Annotated in this window: 21 protein-coding genes and 2 tRNA genes; 17 read left to right on the top strand and 6 right to left on the bottom strand. The window is 62.6% G+C overall.

The genetic code is table 11. The features are described from left to right. Positions 1-99: 99 nt before the first annotated feature. Both M511_RS00975 and M511_RS00970 read right to left on the bottom strand, forming a co-directional pair. Positions 100-1,029, bottom strand: a complete 930-nt coding sequence (locus tag M511_RS00975) for a class I fructose-bisphosphate aldolase (RefSeq protein WP_085501122.1) — start codon at positions 1,027-1,029, stop codon at positions 100-102. A gap of 283 nt (positions 1,030-1,312) precedes the next feature. After that, positions 1,313-2,509 (bottom strand): phosphoglycerate kinase, encoded by a 1,197-nt coding sequence (locus M511_RS00970; protein WP_085501121.1) that lies wholly within the window; start codon positions 2,507-2,509, stop codon positions 1,313-1,315. 166 nt (positions 2,510-2,675) lie between these two features. On the opposite strand from M511_RS00970, the gene M511_RS00965 reads away from it, so the two are divergent. The 5 genes from M511_RS00965 (at position 2,676) to M511_RS00945 (ending at position 5,903) form a co-directional block, all read left to right on the top strand. Continuing rightward, entirely contained in the window at positions 2,676-3,185 is a 510-nt protein-coding gene (locus M511_RS00965; protein WP_010392591.1) for a peptidylprolyl isomerase, read from the top strand. Between the two features lie 22 nt (positions 3,186-3,207). Beyond that, positions 3,208-3,777: a peptidylprolyl isomerase gene (locus M511_RS00960; RefSeq protein ID WP_369750402.1), complete on the top strand. Its 570-nt coding sequence runs from the start codon at positions 3,208-3,210 to the stop codon at positions 3,775-3,777. Between the two features lie 656 nt (positions 3,778-4,433). Then, positions 4,434-4,574, top strand: a complete 141-nt coding sequence (locus M511_RS19105; protein WP_240547494.1) for a hypothetical protein — start codon at positions 4,434-4,436, stop codon at positions 4,572-4,574. Positions 4,575-4,830: 256 nt separating this feature from the next. Then, positions 4,831-5,286, top strand: a complete 456-nt coding sequence (locus M511_RS00950) for a YaiI/YqxD family protein (protein WP_085501120.1) — start codon at positions 4,831-4,833, stop codon at positions 5,284-5,286. A 56-nt stretch (positions 5,287-5,342) separates the two neighbouring features. After that, complete coding sequence (locus M511_RS00945) at positions 5,343-5,903, top strand: DUF2585 domain-containing protein (RefSeq protein ID WP_085501119.1); 561 nt, start codon at positions 5,343-5,345, stop codon at positions 5,901-5,903. Between the two features lie 45 nt (positions 5,904-5,948). Here M511_RS00945 and tyrS read toward each other — a convergent pair whose 3' ends face one another. Next, positions 5,949-7,193 (bottom strand): tyrosine--tRNA ligase, encoded by a 1,245-nt coding sequence (gene tyrS, locus M511_RS00940; protein ID WP_010392584.1) that lies wholly within the window; start codon positions 7,191-7,193, stop codon positions 5,949-5,951. A gap of 58 nt (positions 7,194-7,251) precedes the next feature. Here tyrS and M511_RS00935 point away from each other — a divergent pair, with 58 nt between their 5' ends. The 10 genes from M511_RS00935 (at position 7,252) to M511_RS00890 (ending at position 13,701) form a co-directional block, all read left to right on the top strand. After that, positions 7,252-8,352: an anhydro-N-acetylmuramic acid kinase gene (locus M511_RS00935; protein ID WP_085501118.1), complete on the top strand. Its 1,101-nt coding sequence runs from the start codon at positions 7,252-7,254 to the stop codon at positions 8,350-8,352. A gap of 160 nt (positions 8,353-8,512) precedes the next feature. Beyond that, positions 8,513-9,364, top strand: coding sequence for a PRC-barrel domain-containing protein (locus tag M511_RS00930; RefSeq protein ID WP_085501117.1), 852 nt, complete (start codon positions 8,513-8,515; stop codon positions 9,362-9,364). Positions 9,365-9,506: 142 nt separating this feature from the next. Beyond that, positions 9,507-9,583 (top strand) — tRNA-Asp (locus M511_RS00925). Between the two features lie 27 nt (positions 9,584-9,610). Beyond that, positions 9,611-9,687, top strand: a tRNA-Asp gene (locus M511_RS00920). Between the two features lie 176 nt (positions 9,688-9,863). After that, positions 9,864-10,328 carry an SspB family protein gene (locus tag M511_RS00915; RefSeq protein ID WP_029371339.1) on the top strand — a complete coding sequence of 155 codons (465 nt, stop codon included), beginning with the start codon at positions 9,864-9,866 and terminating at the stop codon, positions 10,326-10,328. A gap of 82 nt (positions 10,329-10,410) precedes the next feature. After that, the gene (locus M511_RS00910; protein WP_085501116.1) at positions 10,411-10,965 is read left to right on the top strand and encodes a class I SAM-dependent methyltransferase; all 555 of its coding nucleotides are present in this window, start codon (positions 10,411-10,413) and stop codon (positions 10,963-10,965) included. An 85-nt stretch (positions 10,966-11,050) separates the two neighbouring features. Beyond that, positions 11,051-12,445 (top strand): class II fumarate hydratase, encoded by a 1,395-nt coding sequence (fumC, locus tag M511_RS00905; protein WP_010392574.1) that lies wholly within the window; start codon positions 11,051-11,053, stop codon positions 12,443-12,445. A 2-nt stretch (positions 12,446-12,447) separates the two neighbouring features. Next, positions 12,448-12,657: a DUF4169 family protein gene (locus M511_RS00900; protein WP_010392572.1), complete on the top strand. Its 210-nt coding sequence runs from the start codon at positions 12,448-12,450 to the stop codon at positions 12,655-12,657. Next, positions 12,650-12,922: a ribbon-helix-helix domain-containing protein gene (locus tag M511_RS00895; RefSeq protein WP_010392570.1), complete on the top strand. Its 273-nt coding sequence runs from the start codon at positions 12,650-12,652 to the stop codon at positions 12,920-12,922. The genes M511_RS00900 and M511_RS00895 overlap by 8 nt, the downstream gene beginning before the upstream one ends. 38 nt (positions 12,923-12,960) lie before the next feature. Beyond that, a complete protein-coding gene (locus M511_RS00890) occupies positions 12,961-13,701 on the top strand; it encodes a YebC/PmpR family DNA-binding transcriptional regulator (RefSeq protein ID WP_010392569.1) in 741 nt (246 codons plus the stop codon). A 31-nt stretch (positions 13,702-13,732) separates the two neighbouring features. Here M511_RS00890 and M511_RS00885 read toward each other — a convergent pair whose 3' ends face one another. Beyond that, entirely contained in the window at positions 13,733-14,602 is an 870-nt protein-coding gene (locus M511_RS00885) for a LysR family transcriptional regulator ArgP (RefSeq protein ID WP_085501115.1), read from the bottom strand. An 84-nt stretch (positions 14,603-14,686) separates the two neighbouring features. On the opposite strand from M511_RS00885, the gene M511_RS00880 reads away from it, so the two are divergent. Beyond that, positions 14,687-15,286 carry a LysE/ArgO family amino acid transporter gene (locus M511_RS00880; protein ID WP_085501114.1) on the top strand — a complete coding sequence of 200 codons (600 nt, stop codon included), beginning with the start codon at positions 14,687-14,689 and terminating at the stop codon, positions 15,284-15,286. Between the two features lie 39 nt (positions 15,287-15,325). Beyond that, the gene (locus M511_RS00875; protein WP_029371332.1) at positions 15,326-16,240 is read left to right on the top strand and encodes a DMT family transporter; all 915 of its coding nucleotides are present in this window, start codon (positions 15,326-15,328) and stop codon (positions 16,238-16,240) included. Between the two features lie 34 nt (positions 16,241-16,274). Here the strand turns inward: M511_RS00875 and choV are convergent, their stop codons facing one another. Further along, the gene (gene choV, locus M511_RS00870; RefSeq protein WP_240547493.1) at positions 16,275-17,345 is read right to left on the bottom strand and encodes a choline ABC transporter ATP-binding protein; all 1,071 of its coding nucleotides are present in this window, start codon (positions 17,343-17,345) and stop codon (positions 16,275-16,277) included. Continuing rightward, complete coding sequence (gene choW / locus M511_RS00865) at positions 17,338-18,189, bottom strand: choline ABC transporter permease subunit (protein WP_010392559.1); 852 nt, start codon at positions 18,187-18,189, stop codon at positions 17,338-17,340. Before choW ends, choV begins: the two co-directional genes overlap by 8 nt. Positions 18,190-18,263 lie beyond the last annotated feature (74 nt).

Genomic DNA, 18,263 nt, shown 5'->3' with positions numbered 1-18,263 from the left:
AGGCAATCTTGGCCCAAAGGAAAAGGGCGCCCCGCAAGGGACGCCGCTTGTTTCGACCAGATATTCCGCGGGGATATCTTCCTCGCCGGGGGCCTGAGATCAGGCTTTGCCCAGATAGATATCGACCAGCTTTTGCAGCATTTGCAGCGCATCTTCGCGCGAACGCTGGAAGCTGTTGCGGCCGATGATCGAGCCGTTGCCGCCGCCGTCACGGATGGCGCGAGCGTCGTCGTAAACCGCATCCGCGCCCTTGGCAGCACCGCCCGAGAACACCACCAGACGGCGGCCGTTAAAGGCGGCCTGCATGCAGTGTTCGACCCGTTTGGCCTGGGTTGAAATGTCGATACCCTTGGATTCATAGACTTTTTTGGCCTCGGGCAGCTCAAGGTGATCGGTCGAGAGTTTGATCTTGATGATATGCGCACCGATCAGGGCCGCGATCTGGGCTGCATAGGCCGCGATGTCGATCGCAGTTTCGCCGTCTTTCGAGATCGCTTCGCCGCGCGGATAGGACCAGATCACGGTCGCAACACCCTTGGCGGCGGCTTCGCGGCGCATCTCGACGATCTCTTCGATCATGTCCAGCGCCATGTCGCTGCCCGGGTAGATGGTAAAGCCGATGGCCGCACAGCCCAGCCGCAGCGCATCATCGACCGAAGCGGTGATCGCCTGGTTCTTGCCGGCGGTGTCCGACATCAGCGAGTTGGCCGAGTTCACCTTGAGGATGGTCGGGATCTGGCCGGCAAAGGTGTCGGCACCTGCCTCGATCATGCCCAGCGGCGCGGCATAGGCGTTCAGCCCGGCGTCGATGGCGAGCTGATAGTGATAATGGGGGTCGTAGCCGGCAGGGTTCGGGGCAAAGCTGCGCGCCGGCCCATGTTCGAACCCCTGGTCCACGGGCAGGATGATCATCTTGCCGGTGCCGGCCAGTTTGCCGGTCATCAGCATGCGGGCCAGTTGGGCCTTCACGCCCGGTGCTTCGCCTTCATAATTGGCGAGGATCTTGCGGACGGTATCGGTCATCTGCATCGGGAACTCCATTTCTGACTTGAGGCGGTGATTAGCAGACCGGTTGGCAAGGGCAATTCAGATTGCGCTAACGGCGCATCTGTCAGGCCGGACCCCGCCTGCCTGTCGGGAAAGAAGGCACAGTGCGTGCCATTTTTGTCGGGGTTTGGCCACGATTTCTGTCGCGCCGGGTTTTCCCCTGCCTGTGACCATCCAGGAGATTCGCAAGGGGGCGTGCCGGGATGCGGGGCTGACAGATAGGAAAAAAGGGGCCATTGCGGCCCCTGATCCCATCCTTGCGGTTTCAGCGCTTCTGCAAGGCAGCGACGCCGGGCAGTTCCTTGCCCTCCATCCACTCAAGGAACGCGCCCCCGGCGGTCGAGATAAAGGTAAAGCTGCTTGCCACGCCTGCCTTGTTCAGGGCTGCCACCGTATCGCCGCCACCGGCGACCGAGATCAGCTTGCCTTCCTGCGTCAGGCGGGCGGCCTCTTGCGCGGCGGCATTGGTCGCTGCGTCAAAGGGCTGAATCTCAAAGGCGCCAAGCGGGCCGTTCCAGATCAGCGTGCGGCTGGCGTCAAAGACTTCGGTGATCCTGGCCACCGTTGCCGGACCAGCGTCCAGGATCATGGCATCGGCCGGGCAGGCATCCGCCGCCACAGTCTCATTCTCGGCACCCGCCTTGAACTCGCGCGCGACAACCACGTCCACCGGCAGGTGAATTGTGCATCCGGCTTGTTCCGCCTTGCCCAGAATCTCACGCGCTGTATCGGCCATGTCGCGTTCGGCCAGAGATTTGCCGACCTCGATCCCCTGAGCGACGAGGAAGGTGTTTGCCATACCGCCGCCGATGACGAGGTGATCGACCTTTTCGATGAGGTTGCCGAGCAGGTCGAGCTTGGTCGAGACCTTGGCGCCCCCGACCACCGCGACGACCGGGCGCTGCGGATTGCCAAGCGCGGCGTCCAGCGCCTTCAGCTCGGCCTCCATCAGCCTGCCGGCGGCGGCGGGCAGCAGCCGCGCGATCCCTTCGGTCGAGGCATGGGCGCGATGCGCGGCCGAGAAGGCGTCGTTAACATAGGCCTGCCCCAGCGCGGCCAGAGAGGCGGCAAAGGTCGGGTCGTTGCTTTCCTCGCCCGGATAGAAGCGGGTGTTTTCCAGCAGCAGCACATCGCCCCTGGCCAGATCGGCGACGGCACGTTTCGCCGGGCCGCCGATTGCCTCTTCCGAGAATTTCACCGGCTGGCCAAGCGCCTTTTCCAGCGTCGGAACGACGACTTTCAGGCTCATGCTGTCGACGCGTTTGCCTTTGGGACGGTCGAAATGGGCCAGCAGCACCGGGATACCGCCCCTGGCCTGAATATCCTTGACGGTCGGCACGATCTTTTCGATCCGGGTAGCGTCGGTGACCTGACCATTTTCGACCGGGACGTTCACGTCCACGCGGACAAGCACCACCTTGCCGTCAAGATCCAGGTCGTCGATCGTGTTGAAATCCGCCATGCTCTCGTCCCTTTCATGCTGGGCTCCGCCGCCCCGGCGCTGTTTTCCTGCATCATGACATTTTCGTCAACCAGCGCCGGCGGGGGATCGCCTCGGCAAATGGTGGCGTTGTCTGGGCGGGGCGAAACGCTTATGCCTTTGCCCAAGCCATCAGAAGGAGACCCCCATGGCCGAGATCAAGGATCCCGAGAACACGGTCATCATCGAGCTGAAGGACGGCCCGGTGGTGATCGAGCTGCTGCCCGATGTTGCGCCGAAACATGTCGATCGCATGAAAGAGCTGGCCCGCGCCGGGAAATATGACAACGTGGCCTTTCACCGCGTGATCGAGGGCTTCATGGCCCAGACCGGTGATGTCGAACATGCCAATATGGAAAACGGCTGGAACCCCTCGCGCGCGGGGACCGGCGGTTCGGACTTGCCGGACCTGCCGGCCGAGTTCTCGCGCCTGCCACATGACCGTGGCACGCTGGGCGCGGCGCGGTCGATGAACCCGAACTCGGCCAACAGCCAGTTCTTCATCAACTTCAAGGACAACCACTTTCTGAACGGCCAATACACCGTTTACGGCCGCGTCATCGAGGGGATGGAGCACGTGGACCGCATCGCTCGCGGCGAGCCGCCGGCGAACCCCGACCGGATGATCTCGGTAAAGGTGGCGGCCGATGTTGCGTAAGGTTCTGCTTTCCGCATCGCTGATGGCTGGCATGGCCGCCCATACCGCCATGGCCGAGGGGCTGCCGGGGGTGACCGACGGTCCGGGGCCGAACCTTGTGATCGAGGTTGCCGATTCCAAGGGTAATCCCAAGGGCCGCATCGTGCTGGACCTTTATAACGACAAGGCCCCGAAACATGTCGAGCGTCTGGTGACGTTGGCGAAATCGGGTGCCTATGACGGGGTGGTCTTTCACCGCGTGATCGACGGCTTTATGGCCCAGACCGGCGATGTCGAGTTCGGCAAGCACGGCGGCGACACCGCCCGCGCCGGCATGGGCGGTTCGGACCTGCCTGACCTGAAAGCCGAGTTCAACGATGTCAGCTTTCAGGCTGGCACCGTGGGCATGGCCCGTTCGCAGGACCCGGACAGCGCCAACAGCCAGTTCTTTATCGACCTGGCCCCGGCGACCTTCCTTGACGGGCAATATACCGTGGTTGGTCAGCTGATCGACGGCTGGGATGTGCTTAACGCGGTCAAAAAGGGCGATCCGGCCGCCAATGGCGCGGTGGTCGATCCTGATTACATGGTCAAGGTGACGGTCGCGGAATAAAACCGCCAACAGACCCGAAAGCCCCGCCTGTGCGGGGCTTTTTTTGTCGGGAGATATCTGCCCGGACAGCCTGAGGCGTTTCAGCCGCTGCTCTGCGCCCATATTCCGTTAACCCTCGGGCGGGTTCGTAACGCTGTCATTGCCGAGAAGCATTCGTCATGACGGACCCGATCACATCATTCACAGCCGCAAACAAGGCTGGATGGGATGCGTCCGCCTCGTTGCACGGGCAGGGAGAGGGATGGAAGCGACTTTTAGAGCAAGCCGTCCAGCCAGGATTTTCCGTGTTGGATCAGGTGCTGACAGGGACAATCCAGGCCCTTGGCCTTGATGGAAACCGGCGGTTCAGGCGGGACGCAATAGTGCCCGTGAACTGCTATCGCTGGCGTCATCAGGCATTCAGCCGTCGGCAGGTATAGATCAGTCAGGCGCTTTTCTTGGGCAGGCGAGGCTTCTTGCAGCTGCGGTCGGCCTGAAACCTCGCCTGATCAAGGCTGATATATATATGATCTGCCAAAGGATATCGGCACCTTTGATCTGGTTCTGATCGCAATTGGCGTGCTGAACTGGATTCCCGCCCTTGATGGTTTTTTCAGATCGTCGCCAAGCTTCTTTCTCCGGGTGGCCATCTGGTAATTTATGAAACCCACCCTGCCATGCAAATGTTCGACCCAGACAGCGCCATGCTGCATGAGCCTGCTATCTGCTATTTCCATAAAGACCCGATCAAAGAGGACGGCCTGATCTCATATGACGGCATAGATCATGGCGCTGGTGCCACTGGTTACTGGTTTTGACATACGCTTGGCGAAATCGTGACGCCTGTGCCGGGGCCGGACTGGCTATCACGTCACTAAAGGAATTCGGACACTCGATACGGGAACCCGGATATGACATTTATGAGGGGTGAGAGGCGCCGATCCCCATGACCTATCTTTTGCAGGCAAAGAAGGCGTGAGAAACCTCGGCTGCATCACGGCAATCGCCCGAAACCGCCATCGCGCCGCCTGAGGCGCAGGGCAGAGACCCCATTTCCTCTGAACGGAGAGCCCGTTGACGACGCTTTACATTGATGCCGACGCTTGCCCGGTCAAGGCCGAGGCCGAACGGGTCGCAACCCGGCTGCGCGTGCCAATGGTGCTGGTCTGCAATGGCGGATTGCGGCCTCCGGCCAATCCGCTCGTCTCGCTTGTGATCGTGTCAGAAGGGCTGGACGCAGCGGACCGGTGGATCGCCTCGCATTGTGGGCGGGGCGATGTGGTGGTGACCTCTGACCTGCCTTTGGCGGATCGCTGCATTAAGGCCGGGGCGCAGGTGGTGCTGCACGACGGCGAGGTGCTGACCGCGACGAATATCGGTCCCAGGCTGGCGACGCGCGATCTGATGCAGGATATCCGCGCCGCCGATCCCTTTCATCAGGGTCGGGGCGGAAGTTTTGGCAAGCCCGAGCGGGCGCGCTTTTTGCAGGCGCTGGACAGGGTGATGGCGGCGGCGCTGCGCGCAGGCTGAGGCGTCGCGATTCACCCCATGGACAGCGGCCCGCGAGAATGATTTGAGTTTCCTTTATGTTTACACGCCGCCTTGCCCCTTACTGGGCCACCTTTTTCATCATCCTTCTGGCTGCGGCCTGGTTACTGTGGATCGGACGCGAGCCGATCTGCAAATGTGGCCATATCAAGCTGTGGTATGGCCAGACCATGACCTCTGAAAATTCGCAGCATATCGCGGATTGGTACACGCCCTCTCATATCATCCACGGCATCTTGTTCTATGCGGGACTATGGCTGGTTGCGCGCCGGATCAGCTTTGGCTGGAGACTGGCCATCGCCACGCTGGTCGAAGCGGCATGGGAGCTGGTCGAGAACTCGGATGCGATCATCGAACGCTATCGCTCGGTGACCATCTCGCTCGATTATTATGGCGACAGCGTGCTGAACTCGGTCGCGGATATTCTGGCGATGGTGCTGGGCTTTATGCTGGCCTCGCGCTTGCCGGTCTGGGTCTCGGTCCTGCTGGTTCTGGGGTTCGAGGCGCTGACTACCTGGCTGATCCGCGACGGGCTGATCCTGAATGTGCTGATGCTGGTCTGGCCGCTTGAGGCGGTGCGGGTCTGGCAGGCGGGCTAAGGGCGGGGTGATGAAAAAGGCCGGCGTTTCTGCCGGCCTTTTGGGTTATCCCATTTGCACCATACGGTGCTTTTTCTTGCCGACCGAGACCTTGAGCCCATCCCCGATCAGCGCCGCGTCAACCGCAAGCAAGGGGTCCGAGACAGCCTCGTTGTTCAGCCGCAGCCCGCCTTCGGCGATCAGGCGCTTGGCCTCTTTGCCCGAGGTGGTGATGCCGGTCTGGGTCAGCAGCTGCACCACCGTCAGCCCGGCCGCCAGAGCGTCGGGGCTGACCGTCACCACCTCAAGATCGCCGCCGGCGCCACCCTGTTCAAAGACCTGACGTGCGGTGGCTTCGGCGCTGGCGGCGGCCTCGGCCCCGTGCAGCAGCGTCGTCACCTCATTGGCAAGGATGATCTTGGCGGCGTTGATTTCCGACCCGGACAGCGCGCCCAGACGGTTGCACTCATCCACCGGCAGCTCGGTATAAAGCTTAAGGAAGCGGCCGACATCGGCATCGGTGGTGTTGCGCCAGAACTGCCAGAACTCATAGGGCGACAGCATCGCGCCATTCAGCCAGACAGCCCCGCCCGCCGACTTGCCCATCTTGCGCCCGTCCGAGGTGGTCAGCAGCGGCGAGGTCAGGCCCCAGATCTCGGCGTCGAGCACCCTGCGGGTCAGGTCGATCCCGTTGACGATATTGCCCCACTGATCCGAGCCGCCCATCTGCAGCCGGCAGCCATAGCGGCGGTGCAGTTCAAGAAAGTCATAGGCCTGCAGGATCATGTAGTTGAATTCGAGGAAGCTTAGCGACTGTTCGCGGTCAAGCCGGGACTTGACCGATTCGAACGACAGCATCCGGTTCACGCTGAAATGCCGGCCGATGTCGCGCAGGAAATCGAGGTAGTTCAGACTATCCAGCCACTCGGCGTTGTTGAGCATCATCGCGCGCCCCTCGCCATAATCGAGGTAGCGGGCAAAGACCTGCTTCATACCGGCGATGTTCTCATCAATCTGAGTGGGCGTCAGCAAAGGACGCTCTTCCGAGCGAAAGCTCGGGTCGCCGATCTTGGTGGTGCCGCCGCCCATCAGGGTGATCGGACGGTTGCCGGTTTTCTGGAACCAGCGCAGCATCATGATGTTCAGCAGGTGCCCGACATGCAGGCTGGCCGCGGTCGCGTCATAGCCGATATATGCCGTCACCGCTCCGTTGATCAGGGCCTCATCCAGCGCCTGCAGGTCGGTGCAGTCTGCCAGATAGCCACGCTCGATCATCACGTTAAGAAAATCGGATTTGGCACGATATGTCATGGGCTGTTCCTTTCCACTGGCGCGGATATACCGGGGGAAACAGCGAAGGGAAAGCGCGATGATCCGGGCGCTGGGGATGATGTCGGGAACCTCGCTTGACGGGGTGGATGCGGCGGTGATCGAAACGGACGGTCAGCGTATCGCTGGTTTTGGTCGCAGCACGTGGCGCGGTTATTCGGATAATGAGGCGGGGTTGCTTCACGCCGCGCTTGGGCAATGGCCGGGCGGGCCTGATGTGGCCGAGGCCGCTGCGCTGTCCGTTGCGGCCCATGCGGCCTTGGCCGAAACCTTTCCCGAGGCCGAGCTGGTCGGCTATCACGGCCAGACGCTTGCCCATGATCCGGGCGGTCGTGGCACACATCAGGCCGGAGACGGCGCGGCACTCGCGCAACTGCTTGACCGGCCCGTGGTGTGGGATTTCCGTTCCGAGGACGTGCGACAGGGCGGCGAAGGCGCGCCGCTTGCCCCCTTTTTCCACTGGGCCTGCGCGGAATGGGCAATGGGGCAGGGGCTTTTGCCGCGCGCGCCGGTTGCGTTTCTGAACCTTGGCGGCGTCGGCAACCTGACACTGGTTGATCCAGCCGCTGCATCGCCCGAGGCACCGGGGGCCTGTATTGCCTTTGATACCGGCCCCGCCAATGCGCCAATAAATGACCTGATGCGCGCCCGTCACGGGCTGGCAAGGGATGAGGGCGGTCAGCTTGCGTTGCAAGGCACGCCCGACGAAGAGGTTATCGCCCGTTTCCTGTGCGATCCCTATTTTGCCCGACCGGTGCCCAAATCGCTTGATCGCGACGCCTTTCCCGCTCTTGTGGCCGAGGTCGCGGGGCTTTCGGATGCCGATGCGGCGGCGACCCTGACCCATGCGGCGGCGGCGGCGGTGGCGGCGGGGCTGGCGGCGCTGACCCCGGTGGAACGGGTGCTTGTCTGCGGTGGCGGGCGTCACAATGCGGCGATGATGGCGGCGCTATCTGCAAGGCTGCCTGCCCATGTCGCGCCGGTCGAGGTCGCGGGGCTCGACGGGGACATGCTTGAGGCGCAGGCCTTTGGCTGGCTCGCAGTGCGGGTGTTGCGGGGGCTGCCGACCTCGGGTCCTGGCACCACGGGTGCACCCGGGCCGGTTTGCGGTGGTCGCATCAGCCATCCGCGCCGTCGCTAAAACGGGACCGGGTGACGCCACCGCTCACGGGCGGATTTCCGCCTTGTGATCATTCCAGCACCACTCTGGGGGGAACGATGCCTCTGACAGGGGCGTTGGACGAACGTAATGACGGCGCGTGCGCCGTTCGAGACAACGACAACCGGAAAGGACAACGTCCATGAAACCTCTTGTCATTGCTGCCACCACGCTGGCCCTTGCCGGTCCTGCCTTTGCGCAAACCGAACCGGCGACGCCGCCCGTGACCCCGGCCGAGCAGGCTCAGGACGCCGCTACCGCAGCCGAGAATGCTGCTGATCAGGCCATGCAGGCCGCCGAAGACGCTGGCGCTGCCGCAGCCGATGCGGCAGACGATGCTGCCGGGGCTGCTGCTGAAGCGGCGGCCGAGGCAGGCGATGCCGCGGGTCAGGCTGCGGATGCCGCCGCCGACGCTGCGGCCGAGGCGGGTGACGCGGCCGCCGATGCTGCGAATGACGCTGCGGATGCCGCGACCGGGATGGGCGATGCGGCTGCGGATGCCGCCACTGATGCGGCCGAGGATGCTGCTGCGGCGGCTGATAGCGCCGCTGACGCCGCCGCCACTGCTGCGGACGACGCTGCTGCCGCGGGAGAAGCGGCTGCCGAGGCTGTGGTCGCTCCGCCCGACGTCAATCCGCCCGCGATTTCCGAGGCTGATCCCGGCGTGTTGTCGAGCTGGCTGACCAGCCGTCGCATCTGGACCACCAACCAGCCCTCGACCACCGAATGGGTTGATCCTGCGGTCGAAGAGCGTCCGGCCGAATGGCAGGACATCGCCAAGGTGAACGATATCGTGCTGGATGATTCGGGCCAGGTCGTCGGCTATATCGCCGATATCGGGGGCTTTTTGGGAATCGGTGCCAAGAAAGTGCTGCTTGGCAAGGATGCGATCCATCTGGTGACCATCGGCAATGACACGTTCTTTGCCACCAATTACACCAAAGCCGAGCTCGAGGCGCTGCCCGATTTCGACATAAAGACCGTGCGAAAGTAAGGCCGCACACCTTTTCTGACACAAAGCGGGGCGCCTTTCGGGGCGCCCATTTGTTTTTTGCACAAGATCGGCCTTGACGCCACGCGCCCCCATGCGTAAACCCCCTCGCACCCCGGACGGCGATCCGGGGAAAGTGGTCTGCGCGGTTGTAGCTCAGTTGGTTAGAGTACCGGCCTGTCACGCCGGGGGTCGCGGGTTCGAGCCCCGTCAACCGCGCCACCACCACATATATCGCCGAAACGATGCGCGGTTGTAGCTCAGTTGGTTAGAGTACCGGCCTGTCACGCCGGGGGTCGCGGGTTCGAGCCCCGTCAACCGCGCCATCTTCTCTCTGATATCCCAGAATTTTTTCGATCCGCGCAAGTACTGCCTTGCTACAGGTTTTCCGCCGCCTGCAGGCGTGAACGGCGACAGCGTTTGCCACGCTGAGGTTGTCGCTAGGGGCTTTTCAAGCCGTCCCAATTCCCTATGCTGGCCCCCAAGCACGACGGAGGACGCCATGGCACGCGGAATAGATTACGGCGGAATGATGCATCGGGCCATGCAGCGGCTGATTGCGGATGTGCTGGACTCGGTGGCGCGTGAGGGGCTGCCCGGTGAGCATCATTTCTTTATCACTTTCGACACCCGCGATTCGGACGTGCAGATGGCTGACTGGCTGCGCGAGCGTTACCCCGAGGAAATGACCATTGTGTTGCAGCACTGGTTTGACAACCTCTCGGTAACGCCGGATGGGTTCAGCGTCACGCTGAACTTTGGCAACTCGCCCGAGCCGCTTTACATCCCCTTTGACGCCCTGCGGACCTTTGTGGACCCCTCGGTCGAATTCGGCCTGCGGTTTGAAAACCACGAAGAAGACGAGGATGAAGAGGAAGAGGCCGAAGAGGCCACCCCCGAAAAGCCCGATGACGATACTCCAAAGGGCGGTGCCGAGGTGGTCAGCCTCGACAAATGGCGCAAATGATTCCGCACCAGCCTGAACGTCACATCACTGTAACGGCTAGGTAATAAAGGCGGAGACCGGCTTGCTAGCAGGAGGTTTCCGCTTGTCCGATCTGTCGCTGTTTCTTGGCCAATTCCTTCGCCGTCCCTCTGAAATCCGTGCCATCGTTCCAACCGGGCGCGCAGCCGCGAATGAGATGGCGCGGCCCGTCACCCGGCAGATGGAGGCCGTGGCCGAAATCGGCGCAGGCACCGGCACGATCACCCGCGCCATTCTTGCATCGGGCCTGTCCCCTGAACGGCTGGAGCTTTATGAGCTGAACGCCGCGTTCTGCGACCGGCTGCGCCAACGCTTTCCCCGTACCGTTGTCCACAACCTGCCTGCGCAAGAGATGGTCAACGTCGGGTACCGGGAACTGGATGCAGTGATCTCGGGCGTGCCGACGTTGCTGATGCCTGATGCATTGCAAGCGGCAATCGTAGGTGCGGCATTGTCGAGGATGAAACGGGGCGCGCCTTTCGTGCAGATCACCTATGGTCCGCGGCCCCCGCTGTCCGAGGTGGTGCGGGCGCGCTTTAACCTGACCCATGTGAAAAGCCCTAGAATCTGGGCGAATTTGCCCCCAGCCCGCGTCTATATCTTTCGTCAGGGAGCGTGAGCGCTAACTGCATACTTTCGCATACTATTTGCGAATCTGGCGCTTCGGGGCTACAAGGCCGGCAAAATCGCAAGGGGTATCCGACATGACCAAGACCCGCACCGAAACCGACAGCTTCGGCCCGCTGGAGGTTCCTGCCGACAAGTACTGGGGGGCGCAGACGCAGCGTTCGATCCTGAACTTTCCGATCGGCTGGGAAAAACAGCCTGTGCCGATCATCCGGGCGCTGGGCATCATCAAACAGGCCGCGGCCGAGGTGAACATGGCCATGGGCAAGCTGGACCCGGCGATCGGCAAGGCCATGGTGCAAGCTGCCTCGGAAGTGGTTGCAGGCAAGTTTGACGACAACTTCCCGCTGGTCGTCTGGCAGACCGGTTCGGGCACCCAGTCGAACATGAACGCCAACGAGGTCATCAGCAACCGCGCCATCGAAATCCTTGGCGGCGAGATGGGTTCGAAAAAGCCTGTTCACCCGAATGACCATGTGAACATGGGGCAGTCGTCGAACGACACCTTCCCGACGGCCATGCATGTGGCCATCGCCCTTCAGGCACGTGACGTGCTGCTGCCCGGTCTGGAAAAGCTGCACAAGGCGCTGGTCGCCAAGGCCGAGGAGTTCAAGGACATCATCAAGATCGGCCGCACCCACACCCAGGATGCGACGCCGCTGACGCTGGGTCAGGAATTCGGCGGCTACGCCCACCAGGTCGCCAAAGGGATCGAGCGTGTGAAAGCCGCGCTTGGCGATATCTATGAACTGGCGCAGGGCGGTACGGCGGTCGGCACCGGGCTGAACACGAAAAAGGGCTGGGACACGTCCATCGCGGCCAAGATCGCCGAGATCTCGGGCCTGCCCTTTGTCACCGCCCCGAACAAGTTCGAGGCTTTGGCGGCCCATGACGCGATGGTCATGTTCTCGGGCGCGCTCAAGACGGTGGCGGCATCACTGTTCAAGATCGCCAACGACATGCGCCTGCTGGGTTCGGGGCCGCGCTCGGGTCTGGGCGAACTGATCCTGCCCGAGAACGAGCCCGGCTCGTCGATCATGCCGGGCAAGGTGAACCCCACACAGGCCGAGGCCCTGACCATGGTCTGCGCGCATGTGATGGGCAATGATGCTGCCGTCGGTTTTGCCGGCAGCCAGGGCCATTTCGAACTGAACGTCTATAACCCGATGATGAGCTACAACGTCCTGCAAAGCATGCAGCTGCTGGGCGATGCAGCCTCGTCCTTTACCGATAATATGGTCGTCGGCACGCAGGCGAATATCGCCCGCATCGACAAGCTGATGAAGGAATCGCTGATGCTGGTGACGGCGCTGGCTCCGACCATCGGCTATGACAATGCGACCAAGGTGGCCAAGACCGCGCATAAGAACGGCACCACTCTGCGCGAAGAGGCGATCAACCTGGGCTTTGTCGATGGCGAAACCTTTGACCGGATCGTCCGCCCCGAGCAGATGATCGGCCCGGAAGACTGAAATTGACCAGCCCGGATTCCGGCAAGGTCATCAACCTGCGGGCGGCGCGTAAAACCGCCGCCCGTGCGGCTGCGCGTCGTCAGGGTGAAGAGAACGCAGCGAAATTCGGTCGCAGCAAGGCGGCCCGGCTGGCCGAAGAACAGGCGGCCGAACGTATGGCCCGTCATCTTGACCAGCATCGCCGCGACCGGCCAGAGGACGCCAATGACTGATCGGCCGCCGCTGTTGCTGCCGGTCCTGACGGCCCCGGTCAAACGCTCGGTCACCATTGGCGGGCATCGCACCTCGGTCAGTCTGGAAGAGGGGTTCTGGCGCGAGCTGCGCGATCTGGCCCGTGAGAGCCAGCGCACTACCGCCATGCTGATTGCTGAAATCGACGCTGCGCGCCCGCCCGAAGTGGGGCTTGCCACCGCGCTGCGGTTATATGTGCTGGCCGCGCTAAGGCAAAAGCTTGCAGGACTGGGGAGTGCTGACTAAAAGCGCCTGCAATACATCCACAGGATTTGGACAGAACCATGGCAGGCCATTCCAAATGGGCGAACATCCAGCACCGCAAGGGGCGGCAGGATGCGATCCGCTCGAAGCTGTTCTCAAAGCTGGCCAAAGAGATCACCGTCGCCGCTAAGATGGGCGATCCCGACCCGGAAAAGAACCCGCGTCTGCGGCTTGCGGTCAAAGAGGCCAAGACGAACTCGGTCCCCAAGGACGTGATCGAGCGCGCGATCAAGAAATCGCAAGGCGGCGACGCCGAGAACTATGACGAAATCCGTTACGAAGGTTACGGCCCGAACGGCATCGCCATCATCGTCGAGGCGATGACGGACAACCGCAACCGCACCGCATCGAATGTGCGCAGCTATTTCACCAAACATGGCGGCGATCTGGGTCAGACCGGCTCGGTCAGCTTCATGTTCGATCGCAAGGGCGAGATCTTTTACAAGCCCGAAGCAGGGGACGCCGATACGGTGATGATGGCCGCGATAGAGGCCGGGGCCGAGGACGTCGAAAGCGATGAAGATGGCCACTGGATCTACACCTCGGATACCGATCTGGCCGAAGTCTCGCAGGCGCTTGAGGCCAGTCTTGGCGAATCTGAACACTCCAAGCTGATCTGGAAACCGCAGGCCCCGACCGAGGTCGATCTGGAAACCGCCCAGAAGCTGATGAAGCTGATCGAGGCGCTGGAAGACGACGACGACGTCCAGAACGTCACCGGGAATTTTGACATTCCCGAGGATGTCGCCGCCCAGCTTTGATCCTTTCCCTGCGTCGGAAAGTCAAAACGGATCAGGGTCGCAGGTCTGCTGCGGCCCTTTTTCTTATCTCGGCGGTCAGAGGGGCGAGTGCCGGGGCCATGGCGCGCTGCACATGCCAGTACAGCGGCACGTCCAGCGGCAGATCAGGGCGCAAAGGCTGCATGCGGCCTGCACGTAGCGCCAACTCAGCCATGGTTTCGGGAATCATGCCCCAGCCAAGGCCAAGCTCGACCGCGCGGGCAAAGGGCTCGGATGCCGGGATCAGGTGGCCCGGGACATGCAGCCTGCGGCCGGTGGCAAGCTGTACCCAGCGCGATTGCAGCGCATCCTTGGCATTAAAGATGATGGCCGGGGCGGTGCGCAGGCTGGCCTCGGTCACGCCGTCGGGGAAATAGCGGGCGATGAAATCGGGTGTTGCCAATGCGAGATAGCGCATATTTCCCAAGGCGATTGCGTCACAACCCGGTACCGGTACCGGCTCGGATGAAATCGCGCCCGAGACCTGGCCCTGCCGCAACCAGTCGCGGGCATGGTCCTGATCATCGACCACCAGATCGTAAAGCAAGGGCAGCGCCGTCAGCACGGGCAGAAACCAGGTCGCAAGACTGTCGGCGTTCACCGCAAGCCGCAGCACCGCCGGCCCGCCAGCCGGGCGCAGACTGGCCGCGAGTGTGCTTTCCAACAGTCGCACCTGATCCAGATGCTGCATCAGTCGCAAACCTGTTTCGGTCCCTGTCGCGGGTGGTCCGCGATGGATGAGCACCTGTCCCAGCCGCTCTTCCAGCCCTTTGATGCGCTGCGACACGGCTGAGGGCGTTACGCCCAGTGCCGCTGCCGCCGCTTCGAAACTGCCGCGGCGGATGATTTCGGCAAGGGCGGACAGGGCCGCGTAGTCCATCATTAGAATACCTGAATCTACATAAGGATTTTGAGTTTGCCTGAACAACAGCCTTGGAGCAAGACAACGGGCACAAAGGAGAAAACCATGAGTGCCTATCTTGCCGGTCTGGGAACCGGGCTGTCGCTGATTGTTGCCATCGGGGCGCAGAATGCCTTTGTGCTGAAACAGGGGCTGATGCGCCGGCATGTGCTGGCGACCTGCGCATTCTGCGCGCTTTCGGACGCCATCCTGATCGTTGCAGGGGTGATGGGGGCAGGGGCGCTTGCTGCCCGGGCGCCGTGGTTTTTGCAGGCCATGCGCTGGGGTGGGGCGGCTTTTCTGATCATCTATGGCGCGCGTGCCTTTCGTGCCGCATGGCGGGGTGGCGAGGCCTTGCAAGCCGGGTCGGGAAGGGCGGCCGGGCTGGGGGCCACGCTGCTGGTGCTGGCAGGGCTGACCTGGCTGAATCCTCATGTCTGGCTGGACACTGTGGTGCTGCTGGGCTCGGTCTCGGCTTCATGGGATAGCAAGGCGGGCTTTGCGTTCGGGGCTGCCTCGGGCTCGGTGCTGTTCTTTTTCGCGCTTGGCTATGGCGCGCGTTGGTTGTCCCCGCTGTTTGCGCGCCCGGTCGCGTGGAGGGTGCTTGACGCGCTGGTGGGGGTCATCATGTGGTCAATTGCGCTGGGGCTGATCCTTAACGGCTGAGCCTTGCGCTGCCCCGTCTTAGAGGGCAAGGCTGGCCGGATGATCAGGCTTTCTCAAGTCACTCGCAGCGAGTTGTCGGGTATCCTGTGGATGCTGACAGCTGGCCTGTGCTTTGTCGGTGTCAATGGTACGGTGCGCTGGCTGGGGCAGGACCTGCCCGCTGCTGAAAACGCCTTTATCCGCTTTGCCTTTGGCCTGTTGTTCCTGATCCCGGTACTGTGGCCGGCGCTGCGACAGGGTTTTGCGCCGCGTGTCTGGGCGCTGTTCACCCTGCGCGGGGCGCTGCATGTTGTGGCGGTGATCCTGTGGTTCTATGCCATGGCTCGGATCCCGGTGGCCGAGGTCACCGCCATTGGTTTCTTAAACCCGATCATGGTGACGCTGGGCGCGGCCCTGCTGATGGGAGAGCGGATTTCCTGGCGGCGGGGGCTGGCCATCGGTGTGGCGCTGGCGGGGGCGATGATTGTGCTGCGCCCCGGCTTTCGCGCGCTTGAATCGGGGCATTTCGCCCAGCTTGGTGCGGCGCTGACCTTTGGTTCTTCTTATCTGGTGGCGAAGCGGTTGTCAGAGCTGGTGCCGGCAACCGTAGTCGTAGCGATGATGTCGCTGACAGTCTGCGTCGGTCTTGCACCGATTGCGGCCCTGGTCTGGATACAGCCGACGCTGGTGCAATATGCTGTGCTGGCCTGCACGGCGGTTTTTGCGACGGCCGGGCATTATGCGATGACCCGCGCCTTTGTCGCTGCGCCGCTGACAGTCACCCAGCCGATAACCTTTTTGCAGCTGATCTGGGCCAGCCTGCTTGGGGCGCTGGCCTTTGGCGAGCCGGTCGAGATCTGGGTGCTGCTCGGTGGCGCGATCATGATCGGTGCGATCAGCTATATCACCTGGCGCGAGGCGCGGTTGCGTCAGCGCGCGATCACACCTTTGGCGGGCGCGACGCGGGAAAGCTGAACATGCCCCCACAATCGCGCCGCCAAGGGCGGTCTTAATGCTCGACAGCCCCGCCGCCTTTGCCGGGCTGGGCGACCAGCCGCGACATGATCCCTTGCCGCGTCACCCGTCCGCCGCCCTGCAGGGGCAGGGCATCTGCCTCGGTCTCGGTCATGTGCTGGATGATTTCGCGCACCGGGGTTTCGCGGTCGAGGGGCTGACCCGGGGCGTCGCCGCCTTCGGCCACGTCCTCGGCTGTCAGCACTGCCAGAGGGTTCATATGGGCTACGAAGTCCTCGACATAGGCGTCGACCGGATTGGCGATGATTTCGCGCGCGGTGCCGACCTGAACGATGCGGCCGCCCTCCATCAGCGCAATGCGGTTGCCGATACGGAACGCTTCATCAAGGTCATGGCTGACAAAGATGATCGTGCGGCGGAAACGTTCCTGCAGTTCCAGCAGCTCATCTTGCAGCCGGTTGCGGATCAGCGGATCAAGCGCCGAAAAAGGCTCGTCCATCAGCAGGATCGGCGCTTCGGTTGCAAAGGCGCGGGCAAGGCCGACGCGCTGTTGCATCCCACCCGACAGATCACCGACCTTGCGTTCGGCCCATTCAGTAAGGCCGACGGTCGCAAGCTGCGCATCGACGCGCTTGCGGCGTTCGGAGACCGGGATGCCCGCCAGTTCCAGCCCCAGCCCGACATTTTCGCGCACCGTGCGCCAGGGCAACAGGCCGAACTGTTGAAACACCATGGCGATACGTTCGCGCCGCAGTCGCCGCAGTTCGGCCCCCGAGGCTTTCGTGACCGAGGCCATGCGGTCCCCGTCCCAGATCCGCACCTCGCCGCGGCAAACCGCGTTAAGCCCGTTCACTGCCCGCAAAAGCGTGGATTTGCCCGAGCCGGACAGGCCCATGAGCACAAGGATTTCGCCCTCGCGCACGGTAAGCGAGCAGTTGTGCACGCCAAGCACCTGACCGGTTGCGGTTTTGATCGGGCCGCGATCAAGCCCCTGATCCATCAGCGGCAGAGCAGCCTGGGGCGAGTCCCCAAAGACGATATTTACATTGTCGAATTCGACGGCATTGCGGGCGGCTTGCATGTCTTTCGTCATCCCCTCAGTCATCGCGTTCCCTTACCCGCAACATGCGGTCCAGCATGATGGCGACCACCACGATGATGGAGCCGCTTTCAAAACCCAGCGCGGTGTTCACGCTGTTAAGCGCCCGTACCACCGGCACGCCCAGACCCGAGGCGCCGACAAGCGCCGCGATGACGACCATGGAAAGCGACAGCATGATGGTCTGGTTCAGGCCGGCCATGATCTGGGGCAGGGCCGAGGGCAGTTCGACTTTCCACAGAAGCTGGCGGGGGGTTGCGCCAAAGGCGGTGCCTGCCTCGACCAGTGATTGTGGTGTCGAGCTGATGCCCAGATGGGTCAGCCGGATCGGCGCAGGCAGTACAAAGATCACCGTGGCGATCAGGCCGGGCACCATGCCGATGCCGAAAAAGACGATGGCGGGGATCAGATAGACAAAGGTCGGCAGCGTCTGCATCAGGTCCAGAACCGGGCGCATCCATGCGTAAAGCCGGGGCCGATGTGCGGCAGCGATACCCATGGGTACGCCGATTGCCATGCAAACCACGCAGGCCGACAGCACCAGCGTCAGCGATTGCATCGTCGGATCCCAATACCCTTGGTTCAGGATAAAGAGAAAGCCCAGAGCGACCAGCAGGCAGGTCTTCCAGCTGCGTTGCAGGACCCAGGTCAGGGCTACAGCCAGCAGCGTAAAGATCAGCGGATGGGGGAATTCAAGCGCATGCAGAATGCCGTTGATCAGCCCGTCAAGCACTCGTGAGATGAAGTTGAAGACCACCGCGGCATGGGCGTTCAGCCAGTCAAAGATCGCCTTGGCGGTCTTGCCCACCGGGATCTTTGTGTCGGTCAGATATGCGGTCAGTTGGTCCATGCGTCCCTTTCTTTCTGCCAACGGGGATGATCAGACGCCCGGACGCCGCCCTGAAAAATCAGGCTGCGACAGTG

Origin of the sequence: Paracoccus sp. J56 (assembly GCF_019633685.1) — a bacterium.
Classification (GTDB): Bacteria; Pseudomonadota; Alphaproteobacteria; order Rhodobacterales; family Rhodobacteraceae; genus Paracoccus; species Paracoccus kondratievae.
This window is presented reverse-complemented; position numbering and strand designations above follow the sequence as displayed.